General features: G+C 68.2%; 20 protein-coding genes. 10 read left to right on the top strand and 10 right to left on the bottom strand.

Features of this window, described 5'->3' with window-relative positions; all coding sequences use genetic code 11:
* The first annotated feature begins 14 nt into the window (after window positions 1–14).
* Window positions 15–1,238, top strand: coding sequence for an oxygenase MpaB family protein (locus B1964_RS18105; RefSeq protein WP_079930734.1), 1,224 nt, complete (start codon window positions 15–17; stop codon window positions 1,236–1,238).
* Between the two features lie 15 nt (window positions 1,239–1,253).
* Here B1964_RS18105 and B1964_RS18100 read toward each other — a convergent pair whose 3' ends face one another.
* The 6 genes from B1964_RS18100 to B1964_RS18075 all read right to left on the bottom strand — a co-directional run bounded on the left by B1964_RS18100 (window position 1,254) and on the right by B1964_RS18075 (window position 7,721).
* Window positions 1,254–2,294 (bottom strand): NAD-dependent epimerase/dehydratase family protein, encoded by a 1,041-nt coding sequence (locus tag B1964_RS18100; protein WP_079930733.1) that lies wholly within the window; start codon window positions 2,292–2,294, stop codon window positions 1,254–1,256.
* On the bottom strand, window positions 2,291–3,337 hold the full coding sequence (locus B1964_RS18095) for a phosphotransferase (protein ID WP_079930732.1): 1,047 nt from the start codon (window positions 3,335–3,337) through the stop codon (window positions 2,291–2,293). The genes B1964_RS18100 and B1964_RS18095 overlap by 4 nt, the downstream gene beginning before the upstream one ends.
* Window positions 3,334–4,491 (bottom strand): TIGR03857 family LLM class F420-dependent oxidoreductase, encoded by a 1,158-nt coding sequence (locus B1964_RS18090; protein ID WP_079930731.1) that lies wholly within the window; start codon window positions 4,489–4,491, stop codon window positions 3,334–3,336. The genes B1964_RS18095 and B1964_RS18090 overlap by 4 nt, the downstream gene beginning before the upstream one ends.
* On the bottom strand, window positions 4,488–6,083 hold the full coding sequence (gene fadD1 / locus B1964_RS18085) for a fatty-acid--CoA ligase FadD1 (protein WP_079930730.1): 1,596 nt from the start codon (window positions 6,081–6,083) through the stop codon (window positions 4,488–4,490). Before fadD1 ends, B1964_RS18090 begins: the two co-directional genes overlap by 4 nt.
* Before the next feature lie 133 nt (window positions 6,084–6,216).
* Entirely contained in the window at window positions 6,217–6,708 is a 492-nt protein-coding gene (locus tag B1964_RS18080; RefSeq protein WP_253194054.1) for a hypothetical protein, read from the bottom strand.
* A gap of 95 nt (window positions 6,709–6,803) precedes the next feature.
* Entirely contained in the window at window positions 6,804–7,721 is a 918-nt protein-coding gene (locus tag B1964_RS18075; RefSeq protein ID WP_079930728.1) for a PaaI family thioesterase, read from the bottom strand.
* A gap of 200 nt (window positions 7,722–7,921) precedes the next feature.
* Here B1964_RS18075 and B1964_RS18070 point away from each other — a divergent pair, with 200 nt between their 5' ends.
* The 8 genes from B1964_RS18070 to B1964_RS18035 are packed head-to-tail and all read left to right on the top strand — an operon-like array spanning window position 7,922 to window position 18,053.
* Entirely contained in the window at window positions 7,922–8,734 is an 813-nt protein-coding gene (locus B1964_RS18070) for a TIGR03084 family metal-binding protein (RefSeq protein WP_079930727.1), read from the top strand.
* The gene (locus B1964_RS18065; protein WP_079930726.1) at window positions 8,735–10,492 is read left to right on the top strand and encodes an acyclic terpene utilization AtuA family protein; all 1,758 of its coding nucleotides are present in this window, start codon (window positions 8,735–8,737) and stop codon (window positions 10,490–10,492) included. It begins immediately after the preceding gene.
* A gap of 4 nt (window positions 10,493–10,496) precedes the next feature.
* A complete protein-coding gene (locus B1964_RS18060) occupies window positions 10,497–11,657 on the top strand; it encodes an acyl-CoA dehydrogenase family protein (RefSeq protein ID WP_006367829.1) in 1,161 nt (386 codons plus the stop codon).
* A 13-nt stretch (window positions 11,658–11,670) separates the two neighbouring features.
* A complete protein-coding gene (locus B1964_RS18055; protein WP_079930725.1) occupies window positions 11,671–13,269 on the top strand; it encodes an acyl-CoA carboxylase subunit beta in 1,599 nt (532 codons plus the stop codon).
* An 8-nt stretch (window positions 13,270–13,277) separates the two neighbouring features.
* Window positions 13,278–15,416 (top strand): biotin carboxylase N-terminal domain-containing protein, encoded by a 2,139-nt coding sequence (locus tag B1964_RS18050; RefSeq protein WP_079930724.1) that lies wholly within the window; start codon window positions 13,278–13,280, stop codon window positions 15,414–15,416.
* Window positions 15,413–16,570 carry an acyl-CoA dehydrogenase family protein gene (locus B1964_RS18045; protein WP_006367832.1) on the top strand — a complete coding sequence of 386 codons (1,158 nt, stop codon included), beginning with the start codon at window positions 15,413–15,415 and terminating at the stop codon, window positions 16,568–16,570. The genes B1964_RS18050 and B1964_RS18045 overlap by 4 nt, the downstream gene beginning before the upstream one ends.
* A 50-nt stretch (window positions 16,571–16,620) precedes the next feature.
* On the top strand, window positions 16,621–17,433 hold the full coding sequence (locus B1964_RS18040) for an enoyl-CoA hydratase family protein (RefSeq protein WP_079930723.1): 813 nt from the start codon (window positions 16,621–16,623) through the stop codon (window positions 17,431–17,433).
* Window positions 17,430–18,053 (top strand): TetR/AcrR family transcriptional regulator, encoded by a 624-nt coding sequence (locus tag B1964_RS18035; protein WP_006367834.1) that lies wholly within the window; start codon window positions 17,430–17,432, stop codon window positions 18,051–18,053. The genes B1964_RS18040 and B1964_RS18035 overlap by 4 nt, the downstream gene beginning before the upstream one ends.
* Window positions 18,054–18,130: 77 nt before the next feature.
* Here the strand turns inward: B1964_RS18035 and B1964_RS18030 are convergent, their stop codons facing one another.
* The 3 genes from B1964_RS18030 to B1964_RS18020 form a co-directional block, all read right to left on the bottom strand.
* Window positions 18,131–18,922, bottom strand: a complete 792-nt coding sequence (locus B1964_RS18030) for a hypothetical protein (RefSeq protein WP_006367835.1) — start codon at window positions 18,920–18,922, stop codon at window positions 18,131–18,133.
* Window positions 18,923–19,025: 103 nt separating this feature from the next.
* Window positions 19,026–20,144, bottom strand: a complete 1,119-nt coding sequence (locus B1964_RS18025) for an NDMA-dependent alcohol dehydrogenase (RefSeq protein ID WP_006367836.1) — start codon at window positions 20,142–20,144, stop codon at window positions 19,026–19,028.
* A gap of 81 nt (window positions 20,145–20,225) precedes the next feature.
* Window positions 20,226–21,722 (bottom strand): aldehyde dehydrogenase family protein, encoded by a 1,497-nt coding sequence (locus B1964_RS18020; protein ID WP_079930722.1) that lies wholly within the window; start codon window positions 21,720–21,722, stop codon window positions 20,226–20,228.
* A gap of 236 nt (window positions 21,723–21,958) precedes the next feature.
* On the opposite strand from B1964_RS18020, the gene B1964_RS18015 reads away from it, so the two are divergent.
* The gene (locus B1964_RS18015) at window positions 21,959–23,125 is read left to right on the top strand and encodes an HPP family protein (RefSeq protein WP_079930721.1); all 1,167 of its coding nucleotides are present in this window, start codon (window positions 21,959–21,961) and stop codon (window positions 23,123–23,125) included.
* A 37-nt stretch (window positions 23,126–23,162) separates the two neighbouring features.
* Here B1964_RS18015 and B1964_RS18010 read toward each other — a convergent pair.
* Window positions 23,163–23,321, bottom strand: a 159-nt coding sequence (locus B1964_RS18010; RefSeq protein WP_139765785.1) for a helix-turn-helix domain-containing protein, incomplete at its 5' end; no start/stop codon positions are given.

Raw genomic sequence — 23,321 nt, 5'->3', positions numbered from 1 at the left:
GCTAGTTTCGTCTCATGACCGCTGTGGTGCCGCAGGATCTCCAACCACCCCGCCGATTCCGGGCGTCACCCGACCGTGGCCGGCGGATCGGGCGGCCGTTGCGCGCGTATTGGCGCCTGCGTGAGCCGACGGCCGAGGAGATGTCGCTGCTCGGCAGGCGGCTGATGATGCGCGACGAACCGGCGGCGGCGCTGGTCGCGGCGATGCGCCTACCTCGGGAACATCCCGATCGTGTCTCGATGCGCGCGGTCCACCGAGCCCTGCAGGACGGTGTCCCCGACGACGCACCCACCGCGTTGCGCGAGTTCTTCACCCGCGTCGAGGCCACGCCGTCGTGGGTCGACCCGGAACTCGTCGAGTATGGCGCACAGGTCTTCCGGCGGTTCGGACGAAACGCCAACGACGTCCTGCTCGCCCTGTCCCTGATCGGCGGTTACCGCTTCGGCGGGCCGGTCGACCTGCTCGCCGAGACCGGCGGGCTGGCCCGCAGTAGCGCGACACGTCGGCTCGGCGAGACCCAGACGTGGGCGATCGCGGTGGGCGCACCCGGCGGCATGGCCCGCGACGGCGACGGGTGGAAACTCACCGTGCACGTCCGGCTGATGCACGCGCTGGTCAACGAGGCCTTCGAGAAGAACGGGCGCTGGGATGCCACGCAGTGGGGGCTGCCGATCAACCAGACCGATCTCGCCTCCACCCTCAACCTCTTCAGTGGCGCGCTCATGATGGGCGTGCGATCCCTCGGTGTGCCCGTCGACGCCGAACAGTCCCGCGCGATCATGCACCTGTGGAAGTACGTGGGCTGGCTCATCGGCGTCGACGAGGACTGGTTGTTCGACCACGAACGTGATCAGCATCAACTCAGCTATGCGATCCTGTTGTGCCAGACCGGGGTCACCGACGCCGGAGGTGAGTTGTCCAGGGCGTTGGTCGACGCGCAATCCGAACTGCACTACCGGCACACTCCCGATCTCGCCGCGCGCTATACGCGGGAACGGTTGCTGAGCATGCTCGAAGGATTCCTCGGGCCCCGTGGCATGCGGGATCTCCTACTGCCGCAACGCCTTCCGTGGGCATTCGGTGCGGCGTGGGTGCGCAACACCGTCGGCCATCGGGTCCTCGGCCGGACCCCGGTGGCCGACCGCTACCTCGAATGGCGCGGACGCCGGGCCCGTGAACTCGCGACCTACCGGCATTTCGGCTCCGCCGATGCCGACATCGGTGCACTGCCCGTGTGAGGTGGTTCCGACCGGTCAGCGTGTGACCTCGCGTCGGGCGGCTCGACGCTGTACCCAATAGCGGGCCGCGGCCCGCACAGAGTCCTCGACAGAGCCCGGATGCCAATCGAATTCGTCGCTCGCCCGCCGGTGATCCATGGGCGACATGCAATGCATCAATCGCACCGTGTCCACCGACAGTCGTTGTGGTGTCCCGGTGATCCGCGATCGGAGATCGCCGCCGGCTCCGAGCGCGTACATCGCCGGGCGGGGCAACGTCGGTCGCGGGGGCGCGACGCCCGCCTCGTCGGCGGCGATCCGGATGATCTCCCCGAGGTCGAGGTAGTCGGCGCTGACGATGTAGCGTTCGCCGATCCGGCCGCCGCGGGAGGCCCGGATCAGTGCCTCGGCGGCGTCGTCGACGCCGACCGTTTCCGCGCACATCCCGCGCAGCCCGAACGGCAACTTGCCCAAGGCGGCTCCGGCCACGAAGGCTCCGTGCGGGGTGGGTTTGACGTCGCCGGGGCCGTAGGTGTTGGAGACACACATCGCGACCACCGGCACGCCACGCCCGGCGGCGTCGAGCGCCGTGCGCTCGCCCGCAACCCGCGACAGCACATAGGCATTCGCGGTCGAGGCCCAGTTGAACGCATCGCTCTCCGACGCCGGCCGACCCCGCACCCGACCGATGGTGCACATACTCGAGGTGTAGACGAACCGTTCCAGATCGTGGCGGGCGGCGACGTCGAGGACCCCGCGCAGGATCTCGACATTGGTGCGCCACAGCGGTTTCCGATCACGAATCCACGCGCGGGTGTCGACGACGGAGTAGATCACCCGAGCGGCACCCGACATCGCCCGCGACACCGCGTCGGCGTCGTCGAGTTCGCCGACGACGATCTCGACGTCGAGGTCGTCGAGCATCGAGGTGTCCGAGCCCGGCCGCACCATCACCCGCACCGCTGCGCCAGGCTCGGCGCCGGTCCGGCTGCTGCTTGCCTGAGCCAGGAGGCGACCGACCACCCGCGCACCGAGGAAACCGGTGGCGCCGAACACCGTGGTGAGGGCCGGGGTCACCGGGGCATCTCCGGCGCGAGGTCGGCGAGCGCGACGGCGGCGCGATGCGCCATGGCGGCGAACATGGCGTCACCGCGGGCGGTCGGGCGGGCGGCACCGGCTCCGAACACGACGATCAGCGGTGCCTGGATGAGATTGACGAGATAGTCCGCCCAGCACGTCTCGGCGGTGTAGTCGCGCACCCCGAGTTCGACGAGACGTCGGTGGTAGGCGGCGACGATGTCACGTTCGTGTGCGCGCCGGTCCTCGACGTCGAGGCTCGTGACGAGCAGAAAGGCGATGTCACGCAACGCCGATCCCGTGGTGATGGTTTGCCAGTCGACGACGGTGACCGCGCCGTCCGCCCCGAACAGCACGTTGTCGATCCGCATGTCACCGTGGATGAGCGCGGTGTGCGAGGTCGGTGCGACCAGCCAGGCGCCGGCATGCTCGACCAGCCAGTCCAGCAACTCGTTCTCCGCCGCACCCGGGCGGAACCGGTCGCGGTACTGGGCGGTCATCGGCGCGAGGACCGAGTCCATCAGCTCCCGGTCGTCGGAGGTGGGCAGGGGAAAGCGTTGCAGCAGAGCGGGATCGTTCCATCGGGGAGCGTGCAGGCCCGCAGCCGCGAGGGCCACCGCCTCTGCCTGCCCGGCGGTGCAGCCGGCGATCTGGTCGCCCTGACGCGCCCCACCCATGTCCTCGAGCAGCACCACGAACTCGCTGCAGCTCTCCGACAGGGCCGCGGCGTAGCAGGCGGGGACGGGAACGGCGAACTCCGTGGCCAGTTCCCGATAGAACGTGACCTCGTTGCGGAACGCACCCGAGGCGAACTCGCGTTGGCCCGGATCCCCGGTCGCCAGTTTGGCGATCATGGTCGACGGCAGCTCGGTCGGGCCGTCGAATGTCATTCGGAGGCGCAAGGAGTCGGCCATCTGGCCGGTGCCGACCGGCGTGGCCTCGACGGTACGGACCACCGCGTGGTGACCGGAGTCGGCCAGCAATTCGGTGAGAAGTGCCGGCGTGAGGTGCTCGACGGCGGTGGGGATGTCGGTGACGGTCATGAATGGTGTCCTCGGCCGGGATTGGTGGGCAACGGGTGTCGCGGACGGCGGTCCAGCGTGCGATACGCGCCGACGATGTCGTCGATCTCGGTGGGGGCCACGCCATGCAGGATCACCGAGTCGACGCCGAGGTCGAACTGGTCGGCAACCGCGGTTGCGCAGGCCCGTGGCGAGCCGACCGCACAGTCGGCCACCCACGAGTCCGGGATTGCGCCGGCAAGTTCGTCGAGTTGCGCCTCGGTGGCGCTCGCGTCGATCGGCCCGCGAGCGTCGGTGAATGCGGCGGTGGCCCGGATGCGATCCAGATCCACGGTGTCCCAATCGTTCGCGCCGACGAGCACCTCCGGGTAGCCCTGCAGATAGGTGGCGAGACGCCCGTGGAGGCGGCGTGACCGGTCGTCGGCGTCGAGGTCGTCGGGGACGGTGGCCAGTACCGACCAGATGCGCACCGAGTCCGGGTCGCGGCCGGATGCCTCGGCGGCGGTGCGCACGCGGGTGACCGCGGCGCGGGTGGCGTCGGCGGTGAGAAAGGTGTGCAGGACAACGCCGTCGGCGATGCGCCCGGCGAGGTCGAGCGTCTTCGGCGACATGGTCACCAGCAGCACCGGCGGTGGTGGATCGAGTGTGATGCCCAGGGACAACAGGGGATACGAGCCGGACGGTCCGTCGTGGCCGACGATCATCTCACCCGACCACAGCCGGCGCAGCACGCCGACCGCGTCCTCGATGCCTGCGCCGGTGATCGTGGGCAGGCCGAGGATCTGCCACTGCGGTGTGATCCCTCGTCCCAGCCCGAGCGCGAACCGCCCCGACGACACCTCGTCGAGCGTGGCGGCCATGGTGGCGGTGACGATCGGGTGGCGTGTGGTGTGATTGGTCGCCGCGGTGGCCAGGCCGAGGCGGGTGGTCGCCGCCGCGAGCGCCCCGCTCAACACCGCGGCGTCCTTGACGTTGAAGCGTTCGGAGACGAATGCCGTTCCCAGGCCGAGGTGTTCGGCATGCGCTGCCTCGTCGACGAGTTCGGCCGGACGCACCGGATGCCGGGACAGCGCGTAGTAGCCGAGCTCGGTCAGCTGCGGACGGTCGGTGTCGGGGTCCGGGGTGGAAGGGCCTGGGGCGACAGTGTCTGGGGAGTCTGGAACCGCACCGGTCATGCCGGCGCCGGGGTCGCGGTCGACACGTGGTAGGTGCGTGCGCGGGCCGGGCGCACCCAGAGCGTTCCGCCGCCGGGGACCGCACCCTCGGACTTCAGTTGCCGTTTGACGATCTTGTTGGTGGCCGTCGTCGGCAGCGTCGTCGCGATCCGCACATATCGGGGCCAGGCCTTGGGGGAGAGATCGGGTTGGGCGGCGAGCGCGGCGGCGAAGTCGTCGGGATCGATGGACGCGTCGTCGTCGAGCACGATCGCCGCCATCACCGCGTCGCCGACCCGGTCGTCGGGGACCCCGTAGACGGCGACCTGACTGATCCCCGGAATACGTTGCAGGACACGCTCGATGGGTCCGGCTGTCATGTTCTCCCCGTCGACGCGCATCCAGTCGCCGGTGCGGCCGGCCAGATAGATCCAGTCGTTGTCGTCCTTGTAGGCGAGGTCACCCGACCAGTACATGCCGTCGCGGAGCCGTTCGCCGGTGGTGGCCTCGTCGTTGTAGTACCCGGTGAACATGCCTGCGCCCGAGGTGTTCACGAGTTCACCGATGGCCTCGTCGGCGTTGATCAGCGCGCCGCCCGCGTCGAAGCGTGCGCGTGCGCATTCGGTGGTGGTGGCCGGATCGTACACGGCTACACCGGGAAAGCCCTTGCCGATGGAGCCGGGTGGGGTGCCGGGTTCACGGGTGACGATGATGGCGAGCTCACTCGACCCGTAACCGTCCCACACGCTGCAATCGAAACGCCGGGCGAAGTCGGCGATGTCCTGATCGGTGGCCTCATTGCCGAAGGCCGCGCGCAGCGGATTGTCGGCGTCGTCGGGTTGTTCGGGGGTGGCGAGGATGTAGGCGAGCGGTTTGCCCACGTAATTCATGAACGTCACGCCGTGGCGGCGGACGTCGTCGAGAAAGGTCGACGCGGAGAACCGGGCCGGGACGATTGCCGCGCCCGCGGTGGCGGCGACGCTGTACCCGCCGAGCAGCGCGGCCGAGTGGAACAGCGGCATCGACAGATAGCAGATGTCATCGGAGGTGATGCCGAACTTGTCGACCAGGGGAGGGCCGGCGAAGGGAATCAGCATGTGCGCCAGCCGAACCGGCTTGGGGTTTCCGCTCGTGCCGGAGGTGAAGATGAGCATGAACGGGTCCATCGCGCCCGGCGTCGAGTAGGCAACCAGCTCGCCGGCCGCGTCGACGCGGTGCGACCAATCCGCGGTGGAGGTGTCGATGACGGTGACTCCGGGCAAGTCGAGCCCGGTGAGGAGATCGCGATGTTCGGCGTCGGTCAGCAAGATCTGGCAGTCGGCGCGGGCGATGTCGCCGGCAAGTGCCTCGCCGCGGCGGGTGTTGTTGATGCCCGCGGTGACGTAGCCGCCGAGGGCCCCGGCGGCCAGCGCGGTCAACATGGTTGGGGTGTTTCCGAGCAGTGTGCCGACGTGCATCGGCCGCTGCGGGTCGGCGAGGGAGAGTACCGCCGAGGCCATTCGGCGGGCGTCGGCGATGTGGTCGCGCCACGTACGGCGCGTGTCGTCGTCGATGATGGCGACGTTGTCGTCGTCGGCGCGTTCGAGGAGCAGCTGGGTCACGGTCTCGGCCATGCCCCAAATCTAGAACGTGTTCCAGCCCGGTGTTTACAGATTTCCAGAATTGTCTACTGGGACGTCGGACGGGTCGGGCCTCAACCCGCCGACGGCGCCCTCGGGTGTGCCGAGAGCGCCGTCGGGTGAGGTGTCAGCGCTGGATCGTCGCGGTGCCGGGGGAGAGGGTGAAGGTGTCGCCACCCGTGCCGAGCACGGTCACCGTGAACTCCAGGGTTCCCGGACCGGTCTTCAGCTCCGGACTGAGTGCGGGTTTACCGGCCGAGCACGCCGGGAAGGTGGCATCGTCGCTGGTGTGAGCCGAGGTGTTCTTCCAGCTCACCGCGACTTTCGCATCGCTGAGCGAGGTTGCGCACGCGTCCTTGGGCATGGGCTCGAGCCAGACGACGGTCGAGTCCGCGCCGGTTGCCGCTGCTGCGAGCGGTGCGACGAATCCGCCCGTCGGCATCGCGCCCGAGCGGCTGACGCCGATGGTCGGCGTCTGCTGCGACGCGTCGAGGGTGCGGACGTCCTGCGGGGTGGTCTGCGGAGCCGCCGCAGCGGTGCCCGCAGCCAGTGGAGCGAACGCGCATGCTCCGAGGGTCAGGCACGCGCCGAGTGCGGCGCGTCGGTGAGTGAACTTCATCTGCAACATTGGTAACATCAGCCCCTTTCGTACCAAACGATATCAGTGCGATCAGCCGTCGACAACGGCGCGAACGCCCCGTCGTGCGCAGCGGATCAGCGGAAGTGGATGTCGGCGACGCCCTCGCACAGCAGCAATCCGTCGTGTGCGGTCATGCGCGCGGCAAGAGCCGCCACACGCCGGCCCGTCTTGACCGGGGTCACCTCGACGATGACGTCACCGCCGTGCACCGCGGGCGACCGGAAGAACCCGACCGACATGTCGGCGACCCGGTAATCGGCACCGGCCGGGGCCAGCGCCTGGCCGGCGAACGAGAAGGCCTGGCCGACGATGGTGGCGATGACGCCGCCGTGCATCGTGCCGAAGACATTGCCCATCCACGGCTCGGTAGTCGCCGTGAATCGAATGGCACCGTCGTCGTCGACGAGATCGACGCCGCCGTTGAGCAGGGTGGTCAGCGGGCCGGCGTCGCGGACCCGCGCCGAGATCTGGGCAACCACGTCGCGCCCGTCGAGCGTGGGCGGTAGCGCCTCGGGAAGTAGAACACCTTGGGCATCAGCACAATTCGGGACGTCGAACACCGGAGTCTCGGTGGTGCCGTCGGTGGTGGCACGACCGACGCGCATGTTCCGCGCCGTCCCGATGCAGCACAATTGGCCGGCCTCGGTCCGGATCTGTACCGGGGTGACGCCGGTGTGGTCGTCGTGCATGGCGAGCTGCGCGTCGCAGGTGAGCCGGTCGTCGACGTCGACGTGTCCCAGCGCCGACATGGTCAGCCGTGCCTGCATGCTCAGTGCGCCCGACCGCGTGCCCGCGAGGTGGAAGGGGATGCCACCGATGTGGTCGAAGAGGACGCCGAACGCCGGGAGGTCGATTCGGCCCCGGTGGTCGGCGAATTGTGCGCAGAGTTGTTGTTGCGCGCTCGCCTGGGTGCCGGACACCGTCAGGCCGCCGACATGGAACACCGACAGTGGGTCGCGAACCGTCGTGGAGCTGGGTGACATATCGGTCATTGCTCAGTCCTATCACCCGATCTCGGTGACGTCCGTGCGGCGTTCACCGGGTGTGACGCAGGTCGCGAACCGGTGGCGATGCGACGAGGAAGGCGCTGTCGAAGATCTGGCGAGCGCTGTCGGCGAGGAGAGGAGCGCCGTCGCGGAGAAAACAATCATGCGCGCTTGATTTTTTGATGGTCGCGTGTGACGCTGGTCGCATGTCGCTCGTGCAGGAGGTCGTCGCCGACCTCGCCGCCGCCTCGGCGGAACTCGATGACCTGGTCGCCGACCTCGACGCGGACGGGTGGGCGACCCCCACGCCCGCGCCCGGGTGGGCCATCGCCCACCAGATCGCGCATCTGGGGTGGACCGATGAGGTGGCCGCGGTCGCCGCCACCGATCCGGAGGCTTTTGCCGAGATCGCCCGCGAGGCCATGAAGGATCCGGCCGGTTTCGTCGACGCGGCCGCGGAGAAGGGCGCACAGATGTCTCCCGCCGACCTGCTCACGCAGTGGCGGACGGCGCGCGAGTCGCTGGGCCGTGCGCTGCTCGCGGCGCCCGAGGGGACGAAGATCCCATGGTTCGGGCCGCCCATGTCGGCGACCTCGATGGCCACCGCACGGCTGATGGAGACGTGGGCCCACGGCCTCGACGTCGCCGACGCGCTCGGCGTGACGCTTCCGCCCACCGACCGCATCAAGGCGGTCGTGCACATCGGCGTACGCACCCGTGACTTCGCCTACGCCGTCAACGGAAGGACGCCGCCGGCCACGCCGTTCCGCTTCGAGATCACCGCGCCGTCGGGGGACCTGTGGACGTGGGGACCCGCCGACGCCACCGATGTGGTGCGCGGCCCGGCTGTCGATTTCTGTGAACTGGTCACCCAGCGTCGTGCCCCGGCCGACCTCGATCTGGAGATCGTCGGGGACAATGCCCGTGAATGGTCCACGATCGCACAGTGTTTCGCCGGACCGCCCGGCGCCGGGCGCGAGCCTTCGAACATTCCCGCACCCTCGACAGAAGGTCGATAGATGACTCCGAATCCGGTCCGTATCGGTAATGCGTCGGGGTTCTACGGCGACCGTTTCTCGGCGATGCGGGAGATGCTCGAGGGCGGTGAACTCGACTACCTCACCGGCGATTACCTCGCCGAGCTCACCATGCTCATCCTCGGCCGCGATCGCATCAAGGACCCGAAAACCGGCTACGCCAAGACATTTCTGCGTCAGATGGAGGAGTGCCTCGGCCTCGCCGTCGACAAGGGCGTGCGCATCGTGTCCAACGCGGGTGGCCTCAATCCGCACGGACTCGCCGTCGCCCTGCGAGAACTCGCCGAGAAGGTGGGCGTGAACGTCGGCGTGGCCTTCGTCGACGGCGACGACCTCCTCGACCGGGCCGCCGAACTGGGTCTGGGAAAACCGTTGACCGCCAACGCCTACCTCGGTGCCTTCGGGATCAAGACCGCACTCGACGCCGGCGCCGACATCGTCGTCACCGGCCGCGTCACCGACGCCTCGCTCACCGTCGGTCCGGCCGCGAGTGCCTTCGACTGGGGATATGACGACCTCGATGCACTCGCCGGCGCGGTCGTCGCCGGACACGTCATCGAATGCGGCGCCCAGGCCACCGGCGGCAACTACGCGTTCTTCACCGAACTCGGCCTCACCGACTCCCCGAGCGCCGGGCATCTGGGTTTCCCGATCGCCGAGATCGCCGCCGACGGTTCTTCGGTGATCACCAAACATGCCGGTACCGGAGGTGCGGTGACCGTCGGAACGGTGACCGCACAACTGCTTTACGAGGTCGGCGGTCCGCGTTATCTCGGCCCGGACGTCACCACCCGACTCGACACCATCGCCCTCACCCAGCAGGGGGACGATCGGGTCGCGATCACCGGAGTGCGTGGTGAGGCGCCGCCGAACACCACCAAGGTCTCGCTCAATCACCTTGCAGGTGTGCGCAACGAGATCACCATGATCCTCACCGGCCTCGACATCGAGGCCAAGGCGGAGTTGTTCAAGAGTCAATTCCTCGCGGCCCTGCCCACCGAGCCCGAACAGATCACGTGGGAGCTCTCGCGACTCGACCGCGACGACGCCACCACCGAGGAGCAGGCCTCAGCGCTGCTGCGCTGTGTCGCCCGCGACCCCGACGCCGCCACGGTGGGCCGCGCGTTCTCCTCGGCCGCAGTCGAACTCGCGTTGGCCAGCTACCCCGGATTCAGCATGACCGCACCACCCGGACACGGCTCACCTTACGGCGTGTTCGAACCCGGATATGTCGACGCAGCGGCCGTCGAACATCGGGTTGCGTTGCCCGACGGTGTGGTCGAGCGCATCGAGCCCAGTCCGCTGCGCACGACGGTCGAGGCCGACGAGCCGGTCAACCGTGCGCCCGGCGGCGCCGCACCCGACCCCGAGCCCACCGGGATGATGCCTCTGGGCACCCTGGCGGGCGCGCGCAGCGGCGACAAGGGTGGCAGCGCGAACATCGGTGTGTGGGTGCGTGATCCGGATCATTTCGAGTGGCTCGACGCCACACTCGACACCGATCTGCTGACGACCTTGCTCCCCGAGGTCGCCGACCTCACCGTGCATCGGTATCGGCTGCCCAACCTGCTGGCGGTCAACTTCGTCATCGAGGGCGTGCTCGGGCGCGGGGTCGCCGACAACGTGCGCTTCGATCCGCAGGCCAAGGGGATGGGGGAGTGGCTGCGCTCGCGGCCGGTGCCGATCCCACTGAGATTCCTCGAGAATGCCACCAGCCCAACGACAACCGGTCAGGACTGAACACATGCCGATCACCAGTGACCTCTGGGACAGCGACGAACGACGCGCGTTGCGGGAAACCGTGCGCGGCTTCGTGACCCGTCATGTCCTGCCCGCCCAGGACGAGTGGGAGAAGACCGGTGAGATCCCGCGCGAGATCCACCGGGAGGCAGCGAAACTCGGTCTGTTCGGGCTGGGCATACCCGAGGAGGTCGGTGGCAGTGGCGGCGATCTCGTCGACGCCTCGATCCTCGGCGAGGAACTGCATTACGCGGGTGCCGCAGGTGGTGTGTTCGCATCGCTGTTCACCCACGGCATCGCCCTGCCGCACCTGATCGCCGCCGGAGACCCCGCCCAGATCGACCGATGGGTGCGCCCCACCCTGGCCGGTGAGATGATCGGGAGTCTCGCGATCACCGAACCCGGCGGCGGCAGCGACGTCGGGCATCTGACCACCCGCGCCGAGCGCGACGGCGATCACTATGTGGTCAACGGTGCCAAGACCTACATCACCTCCGCGGTGCGCGCCGACTTCGTGGTCACCGCCGTCCGCACCGGCGGCCCCGGCGCCTCCGGCGTGTCGCTGCTGGTGATCGACAAGGGCACACCGGGATTCACCGTCACCCGCAAACTCGACAAGATGGGCTGGCGCTGCTCGGACACCGCCGAACTGTCCTTCGTCGACGTACGGGTGCCGGTGGAGAACCTGGTCGGACCGGAGAACTCGGGATTCGCCCAGATCGCCGCGGCCTTCGTCACCGAACGGTCGTCGCTGGCGGTTCAGGCCTACGCCAGTGCGCAACGTTGCCTGGATCTCACCCTGGACTGGGCGCGGCAGCGCGAGACCTTCGGCAAACCGATCATCGCGCGACAGTCGGTGCAGGACACGCTGACCGAGATGGCCCGGCGGATCGACGTGGCCCGCACCTACACCCGGGCCGTCGTCGAACGCAAGATCGCCTCCGGCGACGACCTCATCGCCGAGGTGTGCTTCGCCAAGAACACCGCGGTGGAGACCGGTCAGTGGGTGGCCGACAAGGCGGTTCAGCTCTTCGGCGGACTCGGTTACATGACCGGCACCGAGGTGGAGCGGCAGTACCGCGACATGCGGATCATCGGGATCGGCGGTGGCACCACCGAGATCCTGACCGGCCTCGCGGCCAAACGACTGGGTTATCAGCAGTGAGGGGAAGCATCCGATGACGGCGATCCGTTCCACGCTCGACACGGCGGGGCAGGCATATCAGGCCAATCGGGAGGGTCTGCTCGGCAAACTCGACGACCTGCAGGCCGAACTCGACAAGGCGCTCGCCGGCGGCGGTGAGAAATACGTCGCACGACACCGCAAGCGCGGCAAGATGATCGCCCGCGAACGCATCGAGATGCTCGTCGACGAGGATTCGGCATTCCTTGAACTGTGCCCGCTCGCGGCGTACGGTTCGGACTTCACCGTCGGTGCCTCGGTGGTGACCGGCATCGGGGTCGTCGAGGGTGTCGAATGCATGATCGTGGCCAACGATCCCACCGTCAAGGGTGGTACCTCCAATCCGTGGACACTGCGGAAGATACTGCGCACCAACGATATCGCCCTGGCCAATCGGTTGCCGGTGATCTCCCTGGTGGAGTCCGGCGGTGCCGATCTGCCGACCCAGAAAGAGGTCTTCATCCCGGGCGGGCGGATGTTCCGCGACCTGACCAGACTCTCGGCGGCCGGAATCCCCACGGTGGCCATCGTCTTCGGCAACTCCACTGCCGGCGGTGCGTACGTGCCGGGGATGAGTGACCACGTGGTGATGATCGAGAACGCGTCGAAGGTGTTCCTCGGCGGCCCGCCGCTGGTGAAGATGGCCACCGGTGAGGACAGCGACGACGAATCCCTTGGCGGCGCACAATTGCACGCACGACAGTCGGGCCTGGCCGACTACTACGCCGCCGACGAGCAGGACGCGCTGCGCATCGGACGACGCATCGTCGCCCGCCTGAACTGGCGCAAATCTGGCCCGTCACCGGTTGCCGAGATCCGCGAACCACGCTACGACGCCGACGAATTGCTGGGCATCGTGCCGGGTGACCTGAAGATCCCGTTCGATCCGCGCGAGGTGATCGCACGCATCGTCGACGACAGCGACTTCGACGAGTTCAAACCCGAATACGGCAACTCGCTGTGCACCGGGTGGGCGCGCATCCACGGCTACCCGGTCGGCATCCTGGCCAATGCGCAAGGCGTGTTGTTCAGCCAGGAATCGCAGAAGGCGGCCCAGTTCATCCAGCTCGCCAACCGCTCCGACACGCCACTTCTGTTCCTGCACAACACCACCGGCTACATGGTCGGCAAGGAGTACGAACGCGGCGGCATCATCAAGCACGGTTCGATGATGATCAACGCGGTGTCGAACTCCAAGGTCCCGCACCTGTCGGTACTGATGGGTGCCAGTTACGGTGCCGGGCACTACGGGATGTGCGGACGGGCCTACGATCCGCGGTTCCTGTTCGCCTGGCCCAGTGCGAAATCCGCCGTCATGGGCGCAGCGCAACTGGCCGGGGTCATCTCCATCGTGTCCCGCGCGGCCACGGAGGCGCGCGGCGGTGTGGTCGACGAGGCCGCCGATGCGGCGATGCGGCAGATGATCGAGGCGCAGATCGAGGCGGAGTCGGTGCCGGCGTTCCTGTCCGGAATGCTCTACGACGACGGGGTGATCGACCCGCGTGACACCCGCACGATCCTCGGGCTGAGCCTCTCGGCGATCCACAGTGCACCCGTCGAGGGGACGTCGAACTTCGGCGTCTTCCGGATGTGAGGACTTTCATGACCGTACAGCACGACATGACCGGCACCATCTCGCGCGTGCTCGTCGCCAACCGCGGCGAGATCGCCTGCCGCGTCTTCACCACCTGCCGGGCGATGGGTATCGGTACCGTCGCGGTGTACTCCGACCCCGACGCCGGCTCACCGCACGTCCGCGCCGCCGACGTGGCGGTCCGGTTGCCCGGATCGACCTCGGCCCAGACGTATCTGCAGGGCGAGCAGATCATTGCCGCCGCCCGCACCGCGGGCGCCGACGCGATCCACCCGGGATACGGATTCCTCTCGGAGAACGCCGACTTCGCCCAGGCCGTGCTCGACGCGGGCCTGATCTGGATCGGACCGCCGCCCGCGGCGATCTCGGCGATGGGCTCCAAGGTCAACGCCAAGAAACTGATGGCCGATGCCGGTGTGCCGGTCCTCGGGGACATCGATCCGGCCGCGGTCGCCGACTCCGACCTGCCGCTGCTGATCAAGGCGTCCGCGGGTGGCGGTGGCCGTGGCATGCGGATCGTCCGCGATCTCGCCGACCTGACCGAGCAGGTGGAGGGCGCCCGACGCGAAGCCCAATCGGCGTTCGGTGATCCGACGGTGTTCTGCGAACCGTATGTCGAACGCGGACACCACATCGAGGTGCAGGTGCTCGCCGACACCCACGGTGCGGTGTGGGCGGTCGGAGAGCGGGAATGCTCGATCCAGCGCCGCCATCAGAAAGTGGTCGAGGAGGCGCCGGCCCCGCTCGTCGAGCGGGTGGGCGAGGCGATGCGTGAGAAGCTCTATGCCGCAGCCCGAACCGCGGTCGAGGCGATCGGTTACACCGGCGCCGGAACCGTCGAGTTCCTCGCCGACGAGTCCGGTCGCTTCTACTTCCTGGAAACCAACACCCGCCTGCAGGTGGAACATCCGGTGACCGAACTGACCACGGGCACCGATCTCGTCGAGTGGCAGCTGCGGATCGCGATGGGCGATCACCTCGACGTCCAGGCGCCACGCGCCACCGGTGCGGCGATCGAGGTGCGTCTCTACGCCGAGGACCCCGCCGCCGGGTGGCAGCCGCAGTCCGGGCGGGTACACGCTTTCGATATCCGTGCCGCAAGCACTTTCGGGCCGCTGCTGCGGCCCGGTGTGCGTGTCGACTCGTCGATCGCCGGCGGCTCGGAGATCTCCACCTTCTACGATCCGATGCTGGCGAAGGTCATCGCGTGGGCGCCCACCCGGGGGCGGGCGGCGGCGATGCTGGCCGGAGCACTGGCCGACGCCACGATCCACGGTCCGATCACCAACCGCGACCTGCTGGTCAACATCCTGCGCGATGCCACCTTCCTGTCCGGGCTCACCGACACCGCCTATCTGGACACCGTCGGCCTCGACACGCTGGCAGCACCGTCGGCCGGCGCCGACGAGGTGGCCATGGCGGGGATCGCGGCCGCACTGGCCGATGCCTCAGCCAACCGCGCTGGCGCCCGGGTGCAGGCGAGTCTGCCCAGTGGGTGGCGCAACATGGCCTCGGGGTATCAGACCAAGACCTACCTGCGCGCCGACGACACCGAGGTCCGGGTCCGATACCGCCACGGCCGCAACGGTATCGAGCTGCCGGATACACCGGGGCTGTCGGTGCTCACGGCCACACCCGAAGCCGTTGTGCTCGCCGACCGCACCGGACTACGACGCGAACTGCGCGTGGCCCGGTACCGCGACGGGGCCGATCGGACCGGAGCGGATCAGGACGAGGTCTTCGTCGACGGACCCGGATGGTCGGTGCATCTGCGCCGCGCGCCGCGCTTCATCGATCCCACGGCGGTGCAACGTCCGGGCTCACTGTTGGCGCCGATGCCGGGTGCGGTGATCAGAGTGGCTGTCGCCGAAGGGGATCGGGTCACCGCCGGACAACCGCTGATCTGGTTGGAGGCGATGAAGATGGAGCACACCGTCTCCGCACCCGCCGACGGCGTCGTCACCACGCTGGCCGTCGAACCCGGCCGCCAGCTCGCGGTCGGCGACGTCCTCGCCGTCATCGGCGAGGAGACGGGCCCCGATGACACCGGCCCAGAAGACATCAGCCCAGACAACACCGGCCCAGAAGACACCAGCACCGACACCACCGTCACACCGATCGAATCCACCGAGGGGAACACGCCATGAGTTTCATCGAAAGCCCCGAGCGGGCCGAACTACGCGCAGCGGTCGCCGGTCTGGCCGGCAAGTACGGCCAGGAGTACTTCCGCGAATGCGCCCGCGAGGGCCGCAAGACCGACGAGTTGTGGCGTGAGGCAGGCGAACTCGGATTCATCGGGGTGAACCTGCCCGAGGAGTACGGCGGCGGCGGTGCCGGGATGTACGAGCTGTCGATCGTGATGGAGGAGATCGCCGCCGCGGGTACCGGCCTGCTGATGCTGGTCGTGTCACCGGCCATCTGCGGCAACGTCATCGCCCGGTTCGGCACCGACGAGCAGAAGCAGCGGTGGCTGCCGGGTCTGGCGGACGGTTCGATCACCATGGCGTTCGGAATCACCGAACCCGACGCCGGATCCAACTCGCACCACATCACCACCACCGCGCGTCGCGATGGCTCCGACTGGATCCTCAACGGCCGCAAGATCTACATCTCCGGCGTCGACCAGGCGCAGGCGGTCCTCATCGTCGGGCGCACCACCGACGCCAAGACCGGCAACCTCAAGCCGTCGCTGTTCATCGTGCCGACCGACACACCCAACTTCGAGTACAAGCAGATCGACATGGAACTGCAGAACCCGGAGAAGCAGTTCCTGCTCTACCTCGACGACGTCCGGTTGCCGTCGGACGCACTCGTCGGCTCCGAGGACGCCGCCCTGAGCCAGTTGTTCGCCGGACTGAACCCGGAACGGATCATGGGCGCGGCATCGGCCATCGGGATGGGACGTTTCGCGCTCGGCAAGGCGGTCGAGTACGTCACCGACCGCACCGTGTGGAAGACCCCCATCGGCGCGCATCAGGCAATCGCACATCCGTTGGCGCAGGGCAAGATCGAGCTGGAGATGGCCAAGCTGATGATGCAGAAGGCCGCCACGCTCTACGACGCGGGCGACGACTGGGGTGCGGCCGAACCGGCGAACATGGCCAAATACGCCGCGGCCGAGGCGTGTGTGAAAATCGTCGATCATGCCGTGCACTCGCTCGGCGGGAACGGCTTGACCACCGAATACGGCCTGGCGCCGATGCTCTCGCTGGCCCGGATCGCCCGGATCGCCCCGGTCAGTCGTGAGATGATCCTGAACTTCGTGTCCCAGACCAGCCTGGGCCTGCCCAAGTCGTACTGACCCGACACACCCGAACCGAACCGACCGACACCGCCGACGAAAGACCCGACGTGACCGATCAGCAAACCGAAGTCGTGCACCTCGTGATCGAGGACGGCATCGCCACCCTCACCCTGGACTCGCCGGCGAATCGTAACGCCCTGGGCACCGCGCTCGTCGGCGAGCTTCTCGACGGGCTCGCACACGCCGGAGGTGATCCCGATGTGCGTGCGGTGGTGCTCACCCACACCGGCAACACGTTCTGTGCCGGAGCCGATCTCGGTGAGGCGCTGGTGCGCGGTGCGAGTGTGGAGGAGGCATCGGCGGCCGGTACCGAGGCGATGCTCGGGGTGCTCCGCACGATCCTGGAACTGCGCAAGCCGGTCATCGCCCGCATCGACGGGCACGTGCGGGCCGGCGGGCTCGGGCTGATCGGCGCCTGCGACATGGTGTTCGCCGGTCCCGCATGCAGTTTCGCGCTCACCGAAGCCCGGCTGGGGCTGGCGCCGTCGGTGATCTCGGTGGTGCTGCTGCCGAAGATGACCGCACGTTCCTCGGGCCGCTACTACCTCACCGGGGAGACGTTCGACGCCACCGTCGCCGAACGCATCGGGCTGATCACGCAGGCGCACAACGGTGCCGACGACCTCGACGCCACACTCGGGGAGGTACTGAGAGGCATCCGCAAGGCCTCGCCGCAGGGGCTGGCCGCGTCGAAGGAACTCACCACGGCGCCGATCCTGGCGGTCTTCGACCGCGACGCGCAGCGGCGGGCAGCCGAGTCGGCGGCGTTGTTCGGCAGCGACGAGGCGCGGGAGGGCATGACGGCGTTTCTGTCGAAACGGCGTCCCCCATGGGATCTCACCGACGGCCGGGCGCCGTGACCGCGGGGGCACGGGCGGCCGGTCCGCGCGAACCACAGCAGGAGCGCTCGAGGCTGACCCGGGAACGGTTGCTCGACGCGACCATCGACGCGTTGGCCCGTGACGGGTGGTCGGCGGCCACGGTGGCGGCCGTCGCCGAGCGCGCCGGGGTGTCCCGAGGCGCGGCGCAACACCACTTCCCGACGCGGGAGGCGTTGATCACCGCCGCACTCGAGCAGATCTTCGAGGACATGACCGAATCGGCGTCTGCGGCCAAAGCCGAACTGCCGGAGGGTAACGCGAGGGTATCCGCCGCGATCGACCGGGCCGTCGAGCTGTACACCGGCACCGTGTTCAAGGCGGCCCTGCAGGTGTGGGCCGCTGCCGCGTCCGATCCGGCACTGCGTCGACTGATCCTGCCGATGGAGGACAAGTTCGCCCACGCGGCGCACCGCATGACCACCTCGATGCTCGATCCCGACGGCACCGATCCGCGGGTGCACCGGATCGCGCAGGTCACCCTCGACCTCGCCCGCGGCCTCGGTCTGGCCGACACCCTCTCCGACGACTCCGCACGACGTGCGCAGGTCGTCGCCGCATGGACCGAGATGGTCTCGGCGGCCCTGCAGACCCCGAACTGAACTGCGCACCCCGAACTGAATTGCGCCGAGCGGGCGCCCGATTCCGTCGACCGGGTGCTGGAAATCGTCGACCGGGCTCAACCCCGCTCGACGTCGAGCAGGTACTCGCGCACCCGCTCGCGGTGGCGGCGAACCCAGCCGACCGCGAAGCGATGCGCCAGCGTCCACATCAGCGCGGTGATGATCACGGCCATCGTGACACAGACGAGGAAGTCGATGGTGGACAGGTCGCGGTCCCATCCGAGGCGCCGGGACAGACGCCAGATCGTCACCGGCAGCGCGACGATCAACCCGAAGGCGACCGGATAGAGCGTGTAGGGCAGGACCAACAGGACGAGCCACCGCAGGATGACCTGCTTGAACTGTCGGCGGTGTTCCCACCGCCAGCGCAGGGACCGCAGATGGTAGGGGAACATGATGCCCACCAGGCTCGTCATCGCCAGGGCCCCAAGGGGAACGACGGCGACGGCGAGGACCACCTCGGTGGTGAACTGCCAACTGCGATTCCACACGAGCGAGATGATGATCGCGAGCGTCGCGCACGCCGGTCCGACCAGTAACCACAGCCCCAAGGCCTTGGAGCGCAACAGTTCGGCGAACGCACGCGGGTCGTCGAGACTCGACAACACCCGCTCGCGGTCGGGGGCGAGCACGTTGGTGGCGCACACGTCGGCGTACATCCAGCCGGCGAGTGCGTACGGAAGGCCCTCGGGGCCGGTGAAGGTGAAGAACCAGGTTCGCGGGAGCGCGAACCACAGGACCAACACCATCGCCGAGTTGAAGGCGAGCATCAGCAGCGTGTCGGTCGGATTGGTCCGGATTCTGCCGAGTTCGGTGCGCACCGCGGCGAGCGTTCCCGGACTGATCACGCGATCAGCGTACCCAGGGCTCGACGGTCACCGACATGGAACGACCCGGACGCACCAGCGGGGGCGTGGTGCGTCCGGGTCGGGTCGGTGGACGCCGAATCACTCAGCTGTCGTGGATGATCACTCCGCGAATGTTCTTGCCGTCGCGAAGATCCTGGTAGCCCTCGTTGACCTGATCGAGTGTGTAGGTGGTGGTGATCAGTTCGTCGAGCTTGAGCTGCCCGGCGTCGTAGAGGCGCAGCAGTTTGACGATGTCGTACTGCGGGTTGGCCGAGCCGAACAGCGACCCCTTGATGGTCTTCTGATTCAGCGTGAGGTCGGTGCCGGAGACGTGCACGGTGAGCTTGGTGGGGTCGGCCAGTCCGGTGATGACCACCGTGCCGCCCTTGCCGATGACCGCGGTCGCACTCGAGACGACCTGTTCGTCGACGGTGCCGACGAGGATCAGAGCCTGATCGGCGCCTTGGCCCCAGGTCAGCTCATTGACCTTGGCCGCGGCCTCCTCGGCGTCGGCGAAGGCATGCGTCGCCCCGAACTTGATGGCCGTATCCCGCTTCAGCGCAACCGGATCGACGACGACGACATACTTGGCGCCGGCCGACACCGCACCCTGCACGGCGTTGATGCCCAGGCCGCCGATGCCGTAGATGACGACGGTGTCGCCGGCGCGCACCCCGCCCGCGTAGACCGAGGTGCCCCAGCCCGACGGGACGCCGCAGCCGACGAGGACCGCCTTCTCCAACGGCAGCCAGTCGTCGACCTTGACCACCGAGTGCTGGCTGATGGTGGCCCGCTCGGAGAAGGTGCCGAGCATGCACATCGCACCGAAATCGTCCTTGCCGGAATGGAATCGGAACGATCCGTCGGGCATGGAGCCCTCCAGGATGGTGGCGCCCATGTCGCAGAGGTTCTGCCGGCCGGTCGAACAGTAGCGGCAGGTGCCGCAGTTGGGGATGAAGCTGCAGACCACGTGGTCGCCGACCTTGACCTTGGTGACGCCGGGCCCGACCGCCTCGATGATGCCCGAACCCTCGTGACCGCCCACGATGGGATAGCGCGGCGGCAGGTCACCGTCGGTGAGGTGCAGGTCGGAATGGCACAGTCCCGCAGCGGTGTACTTGATGAGTACCTCACCCTCGCGGGGCTCCTCGAGGTCGAGTTCGACGAGTTCGAACGGTTTGCCCGGGCCGGTGAGGACGGCGGCCTTGGTGGTGATGGTCATCGACTACTCCTATGTGAGTGATGAGAATTGATCATGGAGAAAAGTGTTGGGAGAGAGCGGAACTGTCACAGCGTGGAACTCTCACAGGGCGACGTTGACGGCCTTGGTCTGGGTGTACAGATCGATCGCCGAGCCGCCGAGCTCGCGGCCCCATCCGGACTGCTTGTAACCGCCGAAGGGCATCGCGGTGTCGAAGCCGTTGTACTGGTTCACCCACACCGAGCCGGCCTTGATCGCCCGGGCGGTCTTGTGGGCCTTGGACAGGTCCTGGGTCCAGATCCCGGCGGCCAGGCCGTAGATGGAATCGTTTGCCGCCGCGGCGACACCGGTGTCGGCGTCGAAGGGCAGGGCGGCGACGACGGGACCGAAGATCTCCTCGCGCACGATCGAGAAGTCCGGTTCGACGTCGACGAAGACGGTCGGCTCGATGAAGAACCCCTCATTGCCCCAACGCTTTCCGCCGGTCAATGCGCGAGCTCCGTCGGCGAGGCCGGCCGCGAGATACCCCGAGACGCGATCGAACTGCTCCTGGCTGACCAGCGGTCCGAGCTCGGTGGTGGGGTCCAGACCCGGCCCGATCTTGGCCTGCGATGCGGCCTCGGCGACCGCGGCGGTGAAGTCGTCGAAGATGGGGCGCTCGACGAACAGGCGGGTACCGGCGACGCAGCACTGGCCGTGATTGAACATCCACGCGGCCACCGACCCGGCGACGGCCTTCTCGAAGTCGGCGTCGGCGAACACGATGTTGGGGCTCTTGCCGCCGAGTTCCAACGAGACCTTCTTCAGGTTGCCCTTGGCGGCGTCGACGATCTTCTTGCCGACCTCGGTCGAACCGGTGAAGGCGATCTTGTCGACGTCGTCGTGTGCCGAGAGTGCAGCGCCCGCATCGCCGAAACCGGTGACGATGTTGACCACACCGGGCGGGAAGCCCGCCTCCTGGAAGACCTCACCGAGCAGCAGGGCGGTGAGCGGGGTCTGCTCGGCCGGCTTGAGGATCACGGTGTTGCCGGCGGCGAGTGCGGGTGCCAGTTTGAACGCCGCCATGAGCAGCGGGAAATTCCACGGCACGATGAGTCCGCAGACACCGACCGGCTCGCGCAGGGTGTACGCGTGGAACTCGCCGCCCGGGACGAACGGCATCGACACGTTCACGGTCGAGCCGGTGATCTTGGTGGCCAGACCCGCGTTGTAGCGGAAGATGTCGGCCGACCAGTTGGTGTCGACGGCGGTGGCGATGGTCGCGGCCTTGCCGTTGTCGAGCGCCTCGAGCTGGCCGAATTCCTCGGCGCGTTCGGTGAGGATGTCACCCACCCGCCACAGCAGACGTTCCCGCTCGTTGGGCTTCATCCGGACCCACGCGCCCTCGTCGAACGCGGCACGGGCCGCGCGCACCGCGCGATCGATGTCGGCGGCACCGCCGTGAGCGACGCTGGTGATGGGGCGGGCGGTGGCGGGATCGATGGTCTCGAACGTCTGCCCGGACTCCGCCGACACCCACTCACCCCCGATCAGCATCTTCTTCTCCGACGAGATGAAATCCCGTACCCGGGGGAGGAGGTCGGTTGCGACGGCGGTCATGAGGGCTCCTGCTCGACTCAGTGATGAAGGAAGGGGGCGAACATGGCGGTGTCATCAATGACGGATCAGTTGTGACGGGGGTCATATTCGGTCCTGCTTCTATTTCTGCCACCGCATGGGTCGGTCGAGATGTACAGAAACTGAACACCGTGCTGTACAGGTGCCGACATCGGCGCCCGGGCGCCGCTGACCTAGCGTGATTGGTTCACACCCCACCTCATCCCGGGAGGTCGACGATGCTGTCGAGGATCACCGGTGCCCTCGGGCGAGCTGCGCACGGGCTCGGGCCGGCGACCGGCGCGGGTTCGCCGCGTGAGGCGTTGCGCGCAGGGCTCGGATCGTGTCTCGGTCTCGGCGTGCTCGGCGTCGTGATGCTGTCCTCCGGGGTGGATCTGCACCTCGGGATGTATCTCATCGCACCGTTCGGTGCGACGACGGTGCTCGTGTTCGCCGCGCCCAACAGCCCACTCGCCCAGCCGTGGGCGGTCGTCGTCGGCAGCGTTGTCTCGGCGGTGGTCGGCGTCGGGATCACGCTCGTCGTCGATGAGCCCGCGGTGCGGGTGGCGCTGGCGGTCGGGGCGGCCGTCACGGCGATGATCCTGTGCCGGGCAGTGCATCCGCCCGCGGGTGCGGTGGCGATGAGTGCGGCTCTGGCGCCCGACACCGTGCGTGAACTCGGATTCCGTTTCGCCCTGGCACCGGTCGCCGTCGGCGCCGTGCTGCTGGTGGTGACCGCCGTGGCATTCGGTCGGCTCACCGGGCGTCGCTACCCGTTCCGGCAGTTCGATCCGATCGCCGACCCCGCCGAACGGGTGGGACTCCGGGAGGACGAACTCACCGACATCCTGGCGCGCTATCAGCAGTCACTGAACCTCGGCGTCGCCGACCTCGCCCGGCTGGTCGGCGCCGCCGAACTGCAGGCGGCCGGGCACGTCGCCGGTCCGGAGGTGGTGGGGTCGGTGATGTCCCGGGATCTCGTGACGGTCGCTCCCCGAACCGGTCGCGCGGAACTCGCGCATCTCTTCGGTGAGCACGGGTTCACCTCGCTGCCGGTCGTCGGTGCCGACGGTGCGTACGCGGGGGTGGTGTTCCAGATCGATCTCATCGAGTCCGGGCTCACCCCGACAGTTCCGGAGGTGCGCGGCACCCCGGAGGAGTTTGCCGCTCCGGAGGTGTTCGCCGCTCCGGAGGTGTGTGCCACCGACATCATGACCACGGATCTGCCGGTGGTACATCGGGATACGCCGATCGCCGCGTTGCTACCCCAGCTCGCCGAACGTGGCTGTGACGCGGTGCCGGTGCTCGACGGGCCGGCCATCGTCGGCATCGTGACCCAAACCGATCTCATCACGGTCCTCGCTCGTCACGCCCTGCGCAACGGCGGGAGCGCGATCACCGGGTAGGCCGACGTTCCCCGGAATATGTGTGTGGTGTTCTGGCTCAGATCCCGAGTGCCCGCATCCGCGCGTACAGCGTGGTCCGGGAGATCCCGAGTTCCCGGGCGGCCTGAACCTTGTTGTGCGAGCAGTGTTCCAGCGCGTCGATGATCGCCTGTCGCTCGGCCTGTTCGCGGCCGGCGAGGTGCGCGGCGCGGCTCGT

Origin of the sequence: Gordonia sp. i37 (genome assembly GCF_002043085.1) — a bacterium.
Taxonomy (GTDB): Bacteria; Actinomycetota; Actinomycetes; order Mycobacteriales; family Mycobacteriaceae; genus Gordonia; species Gordonia polyisoprenivorans.
The sequence above is the reverse complement of the archived record's forward strand: the minus strand, read 5'-3'. Positions and strand labels throughout refer to the sequence as shown.